The sequence below is a fragment of the Rhizobium sp. WSM1274 genome (assembly GCF_025200775.1).
Taxonomy (GTDB): domain Bacteria; phylum Pseudomonadota; class Alphaproteobacteria; order Rhizobiales; family Rhizobiaceae; genus Rhizobium; species Rhizobium leguminosarum_I.
This window is the reverse complement of sequence record NZ_CP104138.1, coordinates 4149708-4164033: the sequence shown is the minus strand read 5'-3', so window position 1 is coordinate 4164033 and position 14326 is coordinate 4149708. Positions and strand designations below refer to the sequence as shown.

The 14326-nt window shown below is 60.8% G+C and carries 19 protein-coding genes; 11 read left to right on the top strand and 8 right to left on the bottom strand.

Features of this window, described 5'->3' with window-relative positions; translation table 11 throughout:
• Positions 1-74: 74 nt before the first annotated feature.
• A complete protein-coding gene (gene rpmB / locus N2600_RS20615) occupies positions 75-371 on the bottom strand; it encodes a 50S ribosomal protein L28 (protein ID WP_003543341.1) in 297 nt (98 codons plus the stop codon).
• A gap of 242 nt (positions 372-613) precedes the next feature.
• On the opposite strand from rpmB, the gene N2600_RS20610 reads away from it, so the two are divergent.
• Together N2600_RS20610 and yddG are read left to right on the top strand one after the other, a co-directional pair.
• Entirely contained in the window at positions 614-1396 is a 783-nt protein-coding gene (locus tag N2600_RS20610) for a DUF3108 domain-containing protein (protein ID WP_162116804.1), read from the top strand.
• A 30-nt stretch (positions 1397-1426) separates the two neighbouring features.
• Complete coding sequence (gene yddG, locus N2600_RS20605) at positions 1427-2317, top strand: aromatic amino acid exporter YddG (RefSeq protein ID WP_222293068.1); 891 nt, start codon at positions 1427-1429, stop codon at positions 2315-2317.
• An 81-nt stretch (positions 2318-2398) separates the two neighbouring features.
• Here the strand turns inward: yddG and N2600_RS20600 are convergent, their stop codons facing one another.
• A complete protein-coding gene (locus N2600_RS20600) occupies positions 2399-2821 on the bottom strand; it encodes a cupin domain-containing protein (RefSeq protein ID WP_168324669.1) in 423 nt (140 codons plus the stop codon).
• Positions 2821-3591: a hydroxyacylglutathione hydrolase gene (gloB, locus tag N2600_RS20595; RefSeq protein WP_170257065.1), complete on the bottom strand. Its 771-nt coding sequence runs from the start codon at positions 3589-3591 to the stop codon at positions 2821-2823. The genes N2600_RS20600 and gloB overlap by 1 nt, the downstream gene beginning before the upstream one ends.
• Positions 3592-3644: 53 nt before the next feature.
• On the opposite strand from gloB, the gene N2600_RS20590 reads away from it, so the two are divergent.
• From N2600_RS20590 to N2600_RS20575, 4 genes are all read left to right on the top strand, one after another.
• The gene (locus N2600_RS20590) at positions 3645-4436 is read left to right on the top strand and encodes a class I SAM-dependent methyltransferase (RefSeq protein ID WP_162116800.1); all 792 of its coding nucleotides are present in this window, start codon (positions 3645-3647) and stop codon (positions 4434-4436) included.
• Positions 4437-4659: 223 nt separating this feature from the next.
• Complete coding sequence (hisC, locus tag N2600_RS20585; protein WP_260109578.1) at positions 4660-5757, top strand: histidinol-phosphate transaminase; 1098 nt, start codon at positions 4660-4662, stop codon at positions 5755-5757.
• A complete protein-coding gene (locus tag N2600_RS20580; protein ID WP_018482773.1) occupies positions 5754-6677 on the top strand; it encodes a prephenate/arogenate dehydrogenase family protein in 924 nt (307 codons plus the stop codon). The genes hisC and N2600_RS20580 overlap by 4 nt, the downstream gene beginning before the upstream one ends.
• A gap of 8 nt (positions 6678-6685) precedes the next feature.
• The gene (locus N2600_RS20575; RefSeq protein WP_222279651.1) at positions 6686-7105 is read left to right on the top strand and encodes a GNAT family N-acetyltransferase; all 420 of its coding nucleotides are present in this window, start codon (positions 6686-6688) and stop codon (positions 7103-7105) included.
• On the opposite strand, the gene N2600_RS20570 is transcribed toward N2600_RS20575, so the two are convergent.
• Positions 7102-8118: a DUF2125 domain-containing protein gene (locus tag N2600_RS20570; protein ID WP_260109577.1), complete on the bottom strand. Its 1017-nt coding sequence runs from the start codon at positions 8116-8118 to the stop codon at positions 7102-7104. The two genes, N2600_RS20575 and N2600_RS20570, sit on opposite strands and share 4 nt — an antisense overlap.
• A 51-nt stretch (positions 8119-8169) precedes the next feature.
• Between N2600_RS20570 and N2600_RS20565 the strand changes: the two genes are divergently transcribed.
• A complete protein-coding gene (locus N2600_RS20565; protein WP_162116796.1) occupies positions 8170-8700 on the top strand; it encodes a gamma-glutamylcyclotransferase in 531 nt (176 codons plus the stop codon).
• A 2-nt stretch (positions 8701-8702) separates the two neighbouring features.
• Here N2600_RS20565 and N2600_RS20560 read toward each other — a convergent pair whose 3' ends face one another.
• The 4 genes from N2600_RS20560 to ftsE all read right to left on the bottom strand — a co-directional run bounded on the left by N2600_RS20560 (position 8703) and on the right by ftsE (position 12159).
• Positions 8703-9500, bottom strand: a complete 798-nt coding sequence (locus N2600_RS20560) for a lysophospholipid acyltransferase family protein (RefSeq protein WP_170260993.1) — start codon at positions 9498-9500, stop codon at positions 8703-8705.
• Between the two features lie 209 nt (positions 9501-9709).
• Entirely contained in the window at positions 9710-10420 is a 711-nt protein-coding gene (locus N2600_RS20555) for a YdcF family protein (protein WP_170257059.1), read from the bottom strand.
• Between the two features lie 73 nt (positions 10421-10493).
• Positions 10494-11507 (bottom strand): cell division protein FtsX, encoded by a 1014-nt coding sequence (locus tag N2600_RS20550; protein WP_260297255.1) that lies wholly within the window; start codon positions 11505-11507, stop codon positions 10494-10496.
• A complete protein-coding gene (gene ftsE, locus N2600_RS20545; protein ID WP_003543317.1) occupies positions 11500-12159 on the bottom strand; it encodes a cell division ATP-binding protein FtsE in 660 nt (219 codons plus the stop codon). Before ftsE ends, N2600_RS20550 begins: the two co-directional genes overlap by 8 nt.
• Positions 12160-12364: 205 nt before the next feature.
• Between ftsE and N2600_RS20540 the strand changes: the two genes are divergently transcribed.
• The 4 genes from N2600_RS20540 to N2600_RS20525 all read left to right on the top strand — a co-directional run bounded on the left by N2600_RS20540 (position 12365) and on the right by N2600_RS20525 (position 14271).
• Positions 12365-13015, top strand: coding sequence for a hypothetical protein (locus N2600_RS20540; protein WP_260298852.1), 651 nt, complete (start codon positions 12365-12367; stop codon positions 13013-13015).
• Between the two features lie 134 nt (positions 13016-13149).
• Positions 13150-13692, top strand: a complete 543-nt coding sequence (gene hpt, locus N2600_RS20535; protein ID WP_003543314.1) for a hypoxanthine phosphoribosyltransferase — start codon at positions 13150-13152, stop codon at positions 13690-13692.
• Entirely contained in the window at positions 13685-13927 is a 243-nt protein-coding gene (locus N2600_RS20530; RefSeq protein WP_260297254.1) for a hypothetical protein, read from the top strand. Before hpt ends, N2600_RS20530 begins: the two co-directional genes overlap by 8 nt.
• Complete coding sequence (locus N2600_RS20525; protein WP_003543311.1) at positions 13912-14271, top strand: response regulator; 360 nt, start codon at positions 13912-13914, stop codon at positions 14269-14271. The genes N2600_RS20530 and N2600_RS20525 overlap by 16 nt, the downstream gene beginning before the upstream one ends.
• Positions 14272-14326: the final 55 nt, after the last annotated feature.

The window sequence follows — 14326 nt, the reverse complement described above, 5'->3', positions numbered from 1 at the left end:
ACCGGTAAAGCAAAAGGCTTGTCCGGTTTTATCCGTTCAAGCCTTTTGAAGCCGTATGAAAGAAGGGCAGAAGCTTACGCAGCAGCGGCTTCGGCGGTCTTCTTGGCGATCTGACGGCGCAGCAGACGGGCGCGCATCGACAGTTCGTTTTCGCTGGCCTTCAGCAGGAAGGCATCGAGGCCGCCACGATGCTCGACGGTGCGAAGAGCGGCAGCCGAAACGCGAAGACGGTAACGCTGGTTGAGAGCGTCGGAAATCAGCGTGACCTGGCACAGGTTCGGCAGGAACCGGCGCTTGGTCTTGTTGTTGGCATGGCTGACATTGTTACCAGTCAGGACGGCCTTGCCGGTCAATTCGCACACGCGGGACATGGAACACCTATTCTTGTTTTTTCTCGGGCCATCGAATTGCCATTCCCGGCAAAGCCAGGCGCGCAATCCAACGGGCATGATTGGAAAGTTGCGGTTCTATAGTCAGACAGGCTGCTCGCGTCAAGCCAAACCTTGGCCTTTCCCGCAATTCTGTCAAAAAGCTGCTGTTTTCTTCCCTTCGCGGCAGGAGTATAGAGCGCTTAACAAGAGCTGCCGGCGCGCGGCAAGACAAGGCTTGATTCATGGCTCATTCGGGCAGACGGATTTTCATTTCGGCCATTGCCGCGCTCCTTGCCATACCGGCATCGGCGGCCGAAATCCAGCATCGGACGGAATACCGGGTGGCGCTCGCCGGCCTGCCGATCGCGCGCGCAGCGTTCCTGACGCAGATCGAGGACGATCACAGTTACAAGATCGCCGGCGACATCAATTCCGCCGGTCTTGCCGATCTCGTCACGACGATTTCGGCAAAGACCAGCGTCACCGGTGTCGTGCGCAATGACAGACTGCAGGCGCAGAAATATTCGCTCTACTACAAGAGCGGCAAGAAGAAGGCCCGCGTCTACGAGGTCAGCTACCGCAACGGCAATATCATCTCGGCGACGACGACACCGGCGCCGAAGCGTCCGAAGAACTGGATCGACGTCACACCGCGCGACATGCGCTCGGTGCTCGACCCGATCTCCGGCCTGGTCTTCACCGGCGATACCAAGGTCTGCTCGCAGACGCTGCCGATCTTCGACGGCGAGACGCGCATGGATCTGGTGCTGTCGCCGAAGGGCGATGAGGATTTTTCCACCAATGGCTTCAAGGGCAAGGCAACCGTCTGCAGCGTGCGCTTCGTGCCGCGCTCGGGCTACAAGAAGGGCCGCAAGGACATCGACTATCTCAGCAAGAGCAACCGGATGGAAATCTGGTTTGCCAAGTCGGACGCGGCAAATGTATACGCTCCTGTCTATGTGCGCATTCCAACAGAATATGGAATGGTGACGATCACTGCCGTCAAATACGGCAGCAACAGCTGACGGGGCTTCTGCCTCCGTGAAGGGGGACAGGTGAAGCTTCGCGCGACGTTGATCGGTTTTACGGCCATTCTGATGTGGTCGTTTCTGGCGTTGTTCACAGCCGCCTCCGGCAAGATGCCGCCATTCCAGCTTTCGGCCATCTGCTTTGCGATCGGTAGCATTCCCGGCCTTGTGGTGCTTATCCTCAATCCTTCGCGGCTAGCGCTGCTGAAGCAGCCGGCCAAGGTTTGGATAACAGGCATTGCGGGGCTGTTCGGCTATCATTTCCTCTACTTCACCGCGCTCCGGAACGCACCGGCGGTGGAGGCGGGGCTGATTGCCTATCTCTGGCCGCTGCTGATCGTCGTCGGTTCGGCGCTGCTGCCGGGCGAACGGCTGCGTTGGTATCATGTGGCGGGTGCGCTTGCCGGACTTTGCGGCACCTTCCTGATCGTTAGCCGCAACGGCATCGATTTCGACGGCGCCTATGCCATCGGTTACGGGGCTGCCGTTCTCTGCGCCTTCACATGGTCCGGCTATTCGCTGCTGACGCGGCGCTTCGACGCCGTCTCCACGGATGTCGTCACCGGCTTCTGCCTTGCGACCTCCATCCTGTCGTTCTTCTGCCATCTCGGACTGGAGACGACCGTCTGGCCGGCAACGGGTTTCGAGTGGGTCGCCGTCGCCGGGCTCGGGCTCTTTCCGGTCGGGGCTGCCTTCTACGCCTGGGATTACGGCGTCAAGAACGGCGATATCCAGATCCTCGGCGCGGCCAGTTACGCAGCACCACTGCTATCGACACTGATTCTGGTGCTGTTCGGATATGCCGAGCCGAACTGGCGCATCGCCCTTGCCTGTCTGCTCGTCACCGGCGGGGCGGTGCTCGCCGCCCAAGAGATGTTGCGCCGCAAAATTCCGGCGCAGTCCGCGGCAGCAGAGTAGGCCTTAGGACAGGATGTTCGAAATTAGATAGTTTGAGCATGATGTTGCCCGAAAACCGCTCACACTTTTCGACATCATGCTCTAGCCGCCGGGCTTCCAATCGGGCGGCGCCATCTCGAAGCTCGAAAATTCGAAGCCGGGAGAGACGGTGCAGCCGACCAGGGTGAAATCGCCGAGGGTTTCGGCCGATTGCCACCAATTGGCGGGAATGATCGCCTGCGGCCGCTCGCCGGCAGGAAGATTCGTTCCAAGCGTCAGGGTCTCGCTTGCCGTTCCGTCTTCCGAGCGGTGCAGCGAGAGCGGCGCGCCGGCGTAATAATGCCAGACCTCCGCCGCGTCATGAACGCGATGCCAATGCGAACGCTGTCCCCTGGTCAGCAGATAATAGATCGCCGTCGAATGGCCGCGTTCCCCGCCCGCCGTATCGCGGAATGTCTGCACGTACCAACCACCTTCAGGATGCGGCTGCATGCCGAGTTCGCGGATGATGTCCTCGGGCGACATCAGAAATGGTCCTTGCGCTTGCGGATCTCGGCAAAGACTTCCTCGTTCGTCTTGCCTTCCATCAGCAGATTGCGGCGGATCGCCGGATCGGCGGCGCGCAGGAACGGGTTGGTTTCCTTTTCCAGCCCCAATGTCGTCGGGATGGTGAATTTGCCGTCGGCGCGCAAGGCTTCGATCTCGGCGGCGCGACTCTTGAGGCGCTCATTGTCCGGATCGACGGTCAGTGCGAAACGGGCATTGGACAATGTGTATTCATGGCCGAAATAGACGGCGGTTTCATCGGGCAGCACGGCGAGTTTCTGCAGGGAATGCCACATATCGGCGGCAGGGCGTTCGAACAGCCGGCCGCAGCCGAGCGCAAACAGCGTGTCGGCGGCAAACAGCAGCTTATCGTCGACGAAGTGATAGCAGATGTGGCCGGCGGTGTGGCCGGGCGTCTCGATGACGTTGACCGTGTGATCGCCGAAAAGGAAGCTGTCGCCATCGGCCATCGCCCGATCGAGGCCGGGAATGGCGATGGCCTCGTTGATCGGGCCGATGATCTCGCAGCCGAACTGCTCCTTCAGCGCCAGGTTGGCAGTGACATGGTCGGTGTGATGATGAGTGGTGAAGATATGGGTGATCTTCCAGCCGCGACGTGTCGCCGCTTCCAGGATCGGCGCCTCTTCCGGTGCATCGATCGCCGCGGTAAAGCCTGTCTCCGGATCGTGCACGAGAACGCCGAAATTGTCGGTGCGGCAGAGAAAAACGTCTAATTCCAAAGGTTTCATCGTTCAATAATCCCTTATCCCAGGAGTCTCGCGGAAATGTAGAGGTTCCGGCCTTGAAGTCCAACCGCCCGCTGATAACATTTGTCGCAATGCACGCCGATATCGTCGACCTACGCCAGTTCTATCACTCCGAGCTCGGACGTCTTGCCGAGCAGTCGATCGCCATGGCGCTGTCATCGCTCTGGGTGCGGCTGCCGCAAGAGCGTCTGGTCGGCCTCGGTTATGCCGTGCCCTTCCTCGACCGCTTCCAGGCCGATACCGAACGCACCTTCGCCTTCATGCCGGCCGGGCAGGGCGCGGTGAACTGGCCGATGGGCTCGCTCTCGACGACGGCGCTGATTTTCGACGAGGAACTGCCGCTGCCGGATTCCTCGATCGACCGGGTGCTGATGGTGCATTCGCTGGAATTCGCCGAAAGCCCGCGCGAGACGCTGAAGGAGCTCTGGCGGGTGCTGGCACCGGGCGGGCGGCTGGTCATCGTCGTGCCGAACCGGCGCGGCGTCTGGGCACGGATGGAACATACGCCCTTCGGTTCGGGCCGGCCCTATTCCCGCGGTCAGCTGACAAGTCTGCTGCGCGAGACGAATTTCACCCCGGGCGCGACGGCTGAAGCGCTGTTCTTCCCGCCCTCGAAGCTCAGGGCCATATTGCGCCTTCGCCGCGCCTTCGAGCGGATCGGCCGAACGCTATGGCCGGCCTTCTCAGGCGTCATTATCGTCGAGGCGCAGAAGCGGCTTTATCAGGGGCTGCCGGTTGCGGCGCGGGCCTCGCGCCGCGTTTTCGTGCCGGTTCTCGCACCGCATGGCGTGCCGACCACACGCACGACAGCGCCGCGCGTCTTTTGAGACGCGCAAAGAACGTTGTAGCACTTTGAATGCTGCATAATTTTATCCTTAAATCGATTCCGATTTAAGGAATTATGCAGGAGGTGACGCCGCTCTCGGCGTTCCCCAACTGCTTGTGACACGCCCGTAGCTCTCGACAACAATCGCATTCCGCTTTAATGCCACTTGGTGTTTTTCAGCCCGGATTTCCGGCAATTCCAAGGTCGAACCCATGAGCGTTGAGATGAGCAAGCCCGTTCCGCGTCCCGGTATTCTCGATATCGCAGCCTATGTGCCGGGCAAGGAACATGCGCCGGGCGTCGCCCACGTCTACAAGCTTTCGTCCAACGAAACGCCGCTCGGCCCCAGCCCAAAGGCGATCGAAGCCTTCAAGGCGGTTGCCGACAATCTAGGGCGTTATCCTGACGGGCAGGCGATCGAACTGCGCGAGGCAATCGCCGCCGTGCACGGTCTCAATCCGGCAAACATCCTCTGCGGCAACGGTTCCGACGAGCTGCTCGGCCTGCTTTGCCATGTCTATCTCGGCGCCGGCGACGAGGGCATCATCACCGAGCACGGCTTCCTCGTCTACAAGATCCAGATCCTGGGTGCGGGTGCTACGCCTGTCGTCGCCAAGGAGAGGGACTATACCGTCGACGTCGATGCCATTCTTGCCGCGGTGACGGAGAGGACGAAGATCGTCTTCATCGCCAATCCCGGCAACCCCACAGGCACCTATGTTTCCGTTAGCGAGATCCGCCGCCTGCAGGCCGGACTGCCGAAACATGTCGTCCTCGTGCTCGATGCCGCCTATGCCGAATATGTGCGCCGCAACGATTATGAAGCCGGCATCGAGGTCGTATCCTCCAATGCCAACGTGGTGATGACCCGCACCTTCTCGAAGGCCTATGGTCTTGCGGCGTTGCGCGTCGGCTGGATGTATGCGCCGGCCGAGATCGTCGACGCGCTGAACCGGGTGCGCGCACCATTCAACTTAAACGCGCCGGCAATCGCTGCCGGTGCCGCTGCCATCCGCGACCAGGCCTTCATCCAGCAGGCGGTTTCCTTCAACCAGCTGTGGGTCGAGACGCTCACCCAGGCGCTCGAGGCGATCGGGCTGAAAGTGACGCCGTCCGTCGCCAATTTCATCCTCATTCATTTCCCCGAGATCGACGGCAAGCGCGCCGCGGATGCCGACGATTTCCTGACGGGCCGCGGCTACATCCTGCGCGCCGTGCGCGGCTATGGTTTCGCCAATGCGCTGCGCATGAGCATCGGCCCCGAAGAGGCCAACCGCGGCGTGATTGCCGCGCTCACCGAATTCATGGGACATCAGGCATGAGCGTGCAGTTCGATCGGATTGCGCTGATCGGCATCGGCCTGATCGGCTCTTCGCTTGCCTACGACATCAGACGGCTTGGTCTTGCAAGGGAGATCGTCGTCGCCACGCGCAGCCCCGATACGCTGAAGCGTGCGGAAGAGCTCGGCCTCGGCGACCGCTACACGACGTCCTCGCAGGATGCCGTCAAGGATGCCGATCTGGTGATCGTCTCGGTGCCAGTCGGCGCTTCGGAAAGTGTGGCGAAGGAGATTTCTGGAAGCCTGAAGCCCGGGGCTGTTGTCACCGATGTCGGTTCGACAAAGGCTTCTGTCATCGCACAGATGCTACCGCATATGCCGGATAATGTGCATTTCATTCCCGGCCATCCGCTGGCAGGTACCGAGAAATCCGGCCCGGATGCCGGCTTCCCCGGCCTCTTCGAAGGCCGCTGGTGCATCTTCACGCCGGTCGCGGATACCGATGAGACTGCGCTGAAGCGGCTGCGCAGCTTCTGGGAGGCGCTCGGCTCGAAGGTCGACGAAATGGATGCCGAGCATCACGACAAGGTGCTCGCCATCGTCTCGCACCTGCCGCATATCATCGCTTACAATATCGTCGGCACGGCCGACGATCTGGAGACGGTGACGGAGTCTGAGGTCATCAAATATTCCGCCTCTGGCTTTCGTGATTTCACCCGCCTCGCCGCCTCCGACCCGACCATGTGGCGTGATGTTTGCCTGCACAACCGCGATGCGATCCTCGAAATGCTGGCGCGCTTCTCGGAGGACCTCGCCTATCTGCAGCGCGCCATCCGCTGGGGCGAGGGCGACAAGATTTTCGAACTCTTCACCCGCACCCGCGCCATCCGCCGTTCGATCGTCCAGGCCGGCCAGGATGTCGACGCGCCTGATTTCGGCCGGCACGCGCTGGACAAGAAGTAGCCACCGCGATGGTTGAGGTGGCACGCGCCGGCTCGGCGGATATCGACTGGCTGGTGCGCGAGGATGCCAGCGCCAGTAAGGCGTGGATATCGCGTTGCGTGGCGCTCGGCGAATATCTGGTTGCCAGGGAGGCCGATGAGATTGTCGGCTTCCTGCGCTTCTCCCGCTTCTGGGGCAGGGTTCCCTATATGGAAATGATCCGCGTTCTGCCCGGCCATCGCCGGTCGGGCGTTGGAACGGCGCTGTTTCTCGCCTGGGAAGAGGCCATGCGCGGCGACGGCTTCCGCCTGCTGATGACGTCGAGCGAATGCGACGAAAGCCGGCCTCAGGACTGGCACCGCCGCAACGGATTTTGCGAAACCGGCGCGATCGAGCTGCCCGGCCTGCAATCGGTGCCGGAAGTCTTCTTCATCAAGCGAATCGGCTAGATCGGCGGAATCCGGCCGAGCGGAATGAAACCGCTGACGGTGGCATTGCCACGATCGACGACGAGATCGACAGAGACCTTGTCGCCGCCACCGGCGAGCGACTTCAGCAGTTTTGTCGCCGTGTTGACGGTCGAGGCGATATCCGGAAAGGCCTGTTTCAGGCTGTCGCCCCAGGGGCCGAGCTGTTCGATCTCCAGCTTGAATTTTCCCGAGAGCAGACCCCGTTCGTCAAAGGAGAAGGGGCCAGTCAGCGTCATCACCTTGCCGTCGCCGATGTCGGCGACGATGCGGCGCAGGTTGCCGGTGGCGCCATTGAGCCCGTTCGGATCACTGCCGTCGATCAGGCCGGCCTTGCCGGCGATGGTCAGATCGATGCTGGCAGACATTTTTGGAAAGATCTGCGGCCAGTCCTTGATCGCCGTATTCGCATCCTGCACGGAGATCGCGCCATCGAGATCGGCGCCGTTCTGGCGCAGATGGATTTCGGTGCGGACGGCATCGAAGCTGATGGTCTGGCCGGTGTAGGAGGAGACGGCTATCGCCTTCAGACCCTCGATGACGGTCGAGCTGTGGTCGATGCCCTGCAGTCGGGTTGCAAGACTCGCCTGCAAGTTCGTCCATTGGGCCGAGATCGAAAGGCCGTTGCTGGTGCGGATTTCGGCCGGCGAATCGAGTTCCCAGACAATCTTGCCGGGTGCATAGACCTGTGCTGCCGAGCGCAACGCGCCGAAGGTGGCGGAGACGCCGTTGACATTGTCGTCGACGTCGATCTTCGAGCAGAACAGGCCGATACGGAAGGGATAGCCGCGGAATTCGATATCGGAGCATTCGCCGCTGACGCCTGCCTGGTCGCGTGGCGCGATCGCCTTCAGCACCGTGGTCTTCAATGCCGACGCCGCATAGAACCAGCCGCCGGTATAAAGCGCGATCACCAGGAGGATACCTCCACCCAGCAACCAGAATTTCTTACCGCTGCCGGATTGGCTGCTGCCGGATCGGCTTGACGCTGCCATGATGTTCTCCAATGGTGAATCGCAAATGTGATTCCCGGTCTGGCGTGCGATATGGACGAATTTTGGGTATTTGGCTACGGTTCGCTGATGTGGAATCCGGGCTTCGAGTTCATGGAGCGGGCAGAGGCTCTGGTTTACGGCTACAGGCGTTCGCTTTGTGTCCGCTCCTTTGTCCATCGTGGCACACGCGACAATCCGGGCCTGGTTCTCGGACTCGACAGGGGTGGCGCCTGCCGCGGCATGGCTTTCCGCATTTCGCCTGAAAAATGGGAAGATGTGATCGACTATCTCCGCGCCCGCGAGCTGGTCACCAATGTCTATCTGGAGCGCCGGGTGCGGCTGCAGCTTGCCGGCCGGCGCCGGGTGGAAGCGGTCGCCTACATCATCGATCGCGAGCATGAACAATATGCCGGCGCGCTCGATGCGCTTGCGGCGGCACGGGTGGTGAACGAAGCAAAAGGCCAGTCAGGCCCGAATGATGCCTATGTCTTCAACACGCTGGCGCATCTGAAGCAGATGGGCATTCGCGACCATTGGCTGGAACAGGTCGTCAACGAAGTGGAGCGGCTGCGCGCCGCCTGATCTCAGCCAGTTATCGCGTTCAGCTTGCGCAGCTCGACCAGTCTTTCAACCGCCGTTGGCGGGAGCGGCAGATGCGGATTTTGCGCGACGGTTTCGAGCAGAAGCTCGTCGCTTGCCCGCTCCAATACCTCGATCAGATGGGCGAAAAAGGCGTCTGGATCCATTCCGGGCATGATTGGGGGCAGGATCTTCACCTTGAAATGGCCGGGATAACGACGGATGCTCCGCCGCGGCCAGAAGAGACCGGGATGCATGGCGACCGGAACGACGGGGAGATTAAGATCGCGGTACATGCGGGCTATGCCGTATTTATAGACCGGCTCCGCACCCGGCGGACGGCGGGTGCCCTCGGGATAGATGATGAGCTGGCGGCCCGTCGAAAGCTCTTCCTTCGTGCGTTTCAGCACTTCCACCATCACCTTGCCACGGGCGCCGCGATCGACCGGGATCATGCGCTGCTTCTTCGCATACCAGCCGAAGAGCGGAATCCACATCAGTTCGCGCTTCAGGATGTAGACCGGGTCCTTCAGCCAGGGCAGCAGTGCGTAGGTATCCCAAAAAGACTGGTGCTTCGGCGCCAGGATGTAACTGCCGTCAGGCAGGTTCTCCAGGCCCTCGATCTCGAAGGTGGTGCCGACGATCACCCGCATCAGCCAGTGGTTGGACCGCGCCCAGTTCTTCGGGATCGCATAGGCGATTTTGCGCGGTACCACGAAATAATAGGGCGAGAGCACGATCATCCGGATGATGAGATTGGCGTAGAAGATCGTGTTGAAGAGAACGGAACGCAGGGCGATCATGAAACTTTCCCGAGGCATGCTCACGCGACCGGCCTACACGATATTCCCCGTCATAAAAAGCGTTTGATGCTGCCCTGATGTAAAAGGCTGGAGCATTCCAGCAAAAGTGCGCAGCAGCAGATAGCGCATGCCCCGAAAATCGGAATCGATTTTCCGAAAGGATTATGCGCACGTCTAAAGCGATGGAGCTTCCTATCCGAAGCGCGGCTTTATTGCTGGCCGGACGCATTTGCCGAGCGCAGCCCGGTATGGCGGCCGAAGCCGGTGATGTTGCGGGTGCCTGCCAGCAGCACTTTCGCATATTCGGCAAGCATGACGCGCATCGCATTCGGATCGGTGAACCAGTTGCTGCTCTTCAAATCCGAATTGACCACGGGATAAGCGATAAATTCGATGTCGGGATCGACATAGGAGAGTTCGGCGAGGCTTCGCGGCATGTGGTAATTGTTGGTGACGATCAGAACGCTCCGGTATCCCTTGGCGTGGATCCAGTTCGAAGCCTCCTCAGCATTGCCGATCGTGTCGATCGCATCGTAGCCGATATCGACACAGCAGGAGAAGAGATCGGCCGAGCCCTGCGTCATCTTGCGGATCTGTGCCGGTGTCGTCGTCGGGTGGACGCCGGAAATCAGCAGGCGCTTGCCGGCACCCTTCTGCAGCAGCTCCACAGCCTGGTCGATGCGCTGGTAGCCACCCGTCAGCACTACGATCGCATCCGCCTTCGGCTCGGCCGGCGGCCTGAGTGTCGTCACCGAATCAGCGAAACGCAGAAAGCCGCCGAACACCAGGGCGATTACCAGCAGGCAGCCAAAGCCGCCCCAGCGCAGCAGGCGGCGGATCGGCCCGCGCCGCGGCAGCAAACCCGCCGAGCGATCAAGCTCCGGGTCCTGATGAATCGGGTTGGGTGTCGTATGTCCCATGGTCATGAATCGTGATTATACGCTGATTGCGGCACGGAACAGACGCTTTCATGGCAAAACGGCACGGTCACGATCAACTTCCGATGCCGTCGGTGCGTGTCGGGTCCGAGCGTAGTGTATCGATTTCGTAGATTGTCCGCATGACGGTCAGCCGCGCGGTGAAGGTGGTGAGGAGCGCGATGACGATCATCGTCGCGAAGATGCCGGCATAACCAAGCACGCCGACGGAGAAGGTGCCGAAGAGCGCGGTCGCCTGGTCCGTTTCCGGGGTGGCGAGGGTGCGGCTTTGCCAGAAACCGGCGGTGGCGAAGAAGAGAGCGGCAAGCGCGCTGCCGATCGCCGAACCCTTGAGGCTGATCTTCAGGAAATGCTTCTGGAATTCGGTGGCGACGAAGGAGCTTTCGGCGCCGACGAAATGCAGCACTTCGACGACGTGACGATTGCCCGACAGCGCGCCGCGCGTGGCGAAGACGACGGTGAGCACCATCGCCGTGAAAACCAGGAGCAGGATGCCGGTGCCAATCATGACCGTCGTGTGCGCCATAGACACCAGCCGGTCGACCCAGGTGCGGTGATCATCGAGGGTGGCCTGCGGGATACTGTCCTTCAGCAGCGACCGCATCGAATCGAAATCCGGCGGATTGCTCTCGTCGATGGTGATGATGACGAGGCGGGGAACGGGCAGATCCTTGAGATCGAGGCCGGGGCCGAGCCAGGGTTCGAGCAGGCGAGCGGTCGCCGCCTCGTCAACGATCTGGCCGCTCTTGGTGCCGACGAAGGTCAGCGCCAGGTCGCGCGCCTGGGTCAGCGCCTTTTCCATGTCGAGATTGTCGTCCGGCTTGATCTGAATGGTGATCTCGCGGGAGATCTGGCTCTCCCAGCTTGCCGCCGTCGAGCGCACCATGCTGACGCCGCCGAGCGTCAGGCAGGCGAGAAAGGCCATGATTGATATCACCACCATCAACGCACTGCCCTGGATGTTGGAAGGCGGCAGGATCGGCGCGGTCGGACGCACGCGCAATTCCGGCCGCTTCTGCTGGATCTTGGCAGCCGTCTTTTCGGGTTTTCTGGACGGGGGCTCAGTCATAAATATCGAGATGCCCCTCTGAGAGGATCATGCGGCGCGCTTCCACCTGTTCCATCAGCGCCAGGTCATGCGTGGCGATCACGACCGCCGTGCCGAGGCGGTTCAGCTCGAGGAAAAGATTGAGCAGGCGTTTGGCCATAGGCGGGTCGACATTGCCTGTGGGTTCGTCGGCCAGCAGCACTTCCGGCCGGTCCATCAGCGCCCGGGCGATTGCGGCGCGCTGCTTCTCGCCGCCGGAGAGCACGGGCGGCAGCACATTGATGCGTTCGCCAAGGCCGACCCATTTCAACAGCTCCAGCACGTCGGTCTTGTAGGAGCTCTCATCCTTGCCGCGTACCCGTAAGGGCAAAGCGACATTCTCATAGGTGGTGAGATGGTCGAGGAGGCGGAAATCCTGGAAGACGATGCCGACGCGGCGGCGCAGAAGCGGCAGTTCGGGGCGAGGGATTTCGGAAATGTCGCGCCCGAACATGCGGATCAGGCCGCGTGTCGGCTGCAGAGACATGAAAAGCATCCGCAGCAGCGACGTCTTGCCGGCACCCGATGGGCCTGTCAGGAACTGAAAGGATTTCTTCGGGATGTCGAAGGTCAGGTCCCGGAGGATTTCCGGGCCCATGCCATAGCGCAAACCGACATTCTCAAAGTGGATCAACGGGCAGCTCAGTCTGTTGTGGGTTTCACCGCACGACTTGTTAACCAACACCGTTAACAGCCGGTAAATTTTGCTGGAAAGACGCCCGTTTGATGGCAATCTTTGCGAAGCATTAACCATTAAAATTTACGACTGAGCGGGATTCGTTTCAATGCCAGATTTCTCCTGGCAACGAAACCATGTGGACATCTGCGAGGCAGCCACCATGGAAGCATCCTCCTTCAGTCGCCGGACGCCGGGCCAGGCCTATGATTTCCTGCCGCCGGAACCCGCCAATCGTCAGTACCGCTCGGCGCGACCTGCCGATATCTCCGACGCTGAATTCGTTACCCTCGGCAACGTGCGGACCAGGGAATTCAGTGCAAGGACCCATAACGACAACCGCAAGCGCATGGCTGCCGCACGCGCCGCCCCGCCGCCCATGCCGGCAATGGCTGCTTCCGTTCTGCAGACCATGGAATCCTGGCTGCAGCGCGCGTCGACGCGGAGCTTCGCAGCGCTGGTGCTGGCGCTCGTCGTGCTCGTCTTCGGGCTTGCGGGTGGTTTTTCCGGCCTTTCCGGCGCGCGCGCCACTTCCGGAGCGCCGCTGCATTTCACCCACGTCACGGTGACGCCGCGTGATGCAAACGGCATGCGCGTGCTCGTCATCAACGGCATCATCGAAAACGAGGGCGGCACGACGCAGACGGTGCATCCGATCCGTGCCGATCTGGTGACCGACGAGCGGCTGACGGCAAGCATCGTCATCGACCCGCCGGCCGATGTGGTCTATGGCGGCCAAAGCCGAGGCTTCTCGGCTCGCGTCCAGCATGCCGGCGGAAAGACGCCGGAGGTCCGGCTCTCCTTCCTGCCATAGATGTAACAGGACATGAAATGGCCGACTTTCTCGCCACAGGCCGGGCCAATCCCGTTAATTTCATTGCCAGCGAGGCTGTTTCAGGCTCGCATATGTGCTAACGGCTTACCCTTCTTTTCATGGAGCAAGCCCTTATGCCTGTCGTGCGCGGAAAAAACATAGAGCCGCTTTTCACCGCCGAGCAGATCGCCGAGCGCAATCATTCGATGGCGCGGGAGATCGCCAGTGGCCCGACCAAGGACCTGCTCGTCATCGCCGTGCTCAAGGGCTCCTTCATTTTCGCCGCCGACCTGATCCGCGCCCTGCATGATAGCGGGCTTGCCCCGGAGGTTGAGTTCATCACACTGTCGAGCTATGGCATCGGCACGGTTTCTCAGGGCGTGCGTATCGTCAAGGATATCGACAGCGACGTGCATGGCCGCGACGTCCTGTTGATCGACGATATCCTCGAATCCGGCCGGACGCTGCTCTTTGCCAAGGAACTGCTCTTCGAGCGTGGCGCGCGCAACGTCACGATCGCCGTGCTGCTCGACAAGCGCGTCAAGCGTAAGGAAAAGCTGGAGGCCGACTATGTCGGCTTCGAATGCCCTGACTATTTTGTCGTCGGCTACGGCATGGATGTCGCCTATGCCTTTCGCGAACTGCCCTTCGTCGGCGTGGTGACCGGGGATGCCTGAGCTGCTGCATAATTCCTCAAATCGCAATCGATTTAACGATAAAGTTATGCAGCAATTAAAAGTGTTACAGCGTCCTTTGCGCGTTTTAAAGGCGCGCGGCGCTGCAATGCTTTCAAGACGAGTTGTTAACCATCTCGCCCATCGCTTCGTCATCTTTACCGATCGAAAAGGAAAGTCTGGTGATTTCCGTCGCGGGGCTGACGACGGAGCGATGCACATATGGCAAGAATTCTGATTACGGAAGACGAGGACTCCCTGCGGTCGTTCGTAGCCCGAGCCCTGCGGCTCGATGGCCACGAGACCGACGAAGCGGCCGATGGAGCCGAGGGCTTGGAGAAGCTCAAGGACGGGGTCTACGATCTGCTGCTTTCAGACATCCGCATGCCTGTGATGGACGGCATTGAACTCGCCCATCAGGCAAAAGACGCTTTTCCTGGCTTGAAAATCCTGCTGATGACTGGCTATGCCGAACAACGCGAACGGGCCGACGATCTTGCCGAGAAGATCATCGATGTCGTCGCCAAACCATTCGCGCTTCCCGATATTCGCAAGGCGGTCGCCCGAGCGCTTGTCGCTTAGAGCCAGGATGCCGAAAAGTGTCAGCGCTTTTCCGTCGGTATGCGTTCTATTTCTC

Bases quoted from the DNA above. Each gene is read 5' to 3' on its own strand.
- rpmB (WP_003543341.1), bottom strand. From the start codon at position 371: ATGTCCCGCGTGTGCGAATTGACCGGCAAGGCCGTCCTGACTGGTAAC.
- N2600_RS20570 (WP_260109577.1), bottom strand. From the start codon at position 8,118: ATGGCAGCGTCAAGCCGATCCGGCAGCAGCCAATCCGGCAGCGGTAAG.
- N2600_RS20555 (WP_170257059.1), bottom strand. From the start codon at position 10,420: ATGGGACATACGACACCCAACCCGATTCATCAGGACCCGGAGCTTGAT.
- gloB (WP_170257065.1), bottom strand. From the start codon at position 3,591: ATGAAACCTTTGGAATTAGACGTTTTTCTCTGCCGCACCGACAATTTC.
- N2600_RS20600 (WP_168324669.1), bottom strand. From the start codon at position 2,821: ATGTCGCCCGAGGACATCATCCGCGAACTCGGCATGCAGCCGCATCCT.
- N2600_RS20540 (WP_260298852.1), top strand. From the start codon at position 12,365: ATGGAAGCATCCTCCTTCAGTCGCCGGACGCCGGGCCAGGCCTATGAT.
- N2600_RS20550 (WP_260297255.1), bottom strand. From the start codon at position 11,507: ATGACTGAGCCCCCGTCCAGAAAACCCGAAAAGACGGCTGCCAAGATC.
- N2600_RS20560 (WP_170260993.1), bottom strand. From the start codon at position 9,500: ATGATCGCCCTGCGTTCCGTTCTCTTCAACACGATCTTCTACGCCAAT.
- N2600_RS20565 (WP_162116796.1), top strand. From the start codon at position 8,170: ATGGACGAATTTTGGGTATTTGGCTACGGTTCGCTGATGTGGAATCCG.
- N2600_RS20610 (WP_162116804.1), top strand. From the start codon at position 614: ATGGCTCATTCGGGCAGACGGATTTTCATTTCGGCCATTGCCGCGCTC.
- N2600_RS20575 (WP_222279651.1), top strand. From the start codon at position 6,686: ATGGTTGAGGTGGCACGCGCCGGCTCGGCGGATATCGACTGGCTGGTG.
- N2600_RS20580 (WP_018482773.1), top strand. From the start codon at position 5,754: ATGAGCGTGCAGTTCGATCGGATTGCGCTGATCGGCATCGGCCTGATC.
- hisC (WP_260109578.1), top strand. From the start codon at position 4,660: ATGAGCAAGCCCGTTCCGCGTCCCGGTATTCTCGATATCGCAGCCTAT.
- hpt (WP_003543314.1), top strand. From the start codon at position 13,150: ATGCCTGTCGTGCGCGGAAAAAACATAGAGCCGCTTTTCACCGCCGAG.
- N2600_RS20525 (WP_003543311.1), top strand. From the start codon at position 13,912: ATGGCAAGAATTCTGATTACGGAAGACGAGGACTCCCTGCGGTCGTTC.
- N2600_RS20530 (WP_260297254.1), top strand. From the start codon at position 13,685: ATGCCTGAGCTGCTGCATAATTCCTCAAATCGCAATCGATTTAACGAT.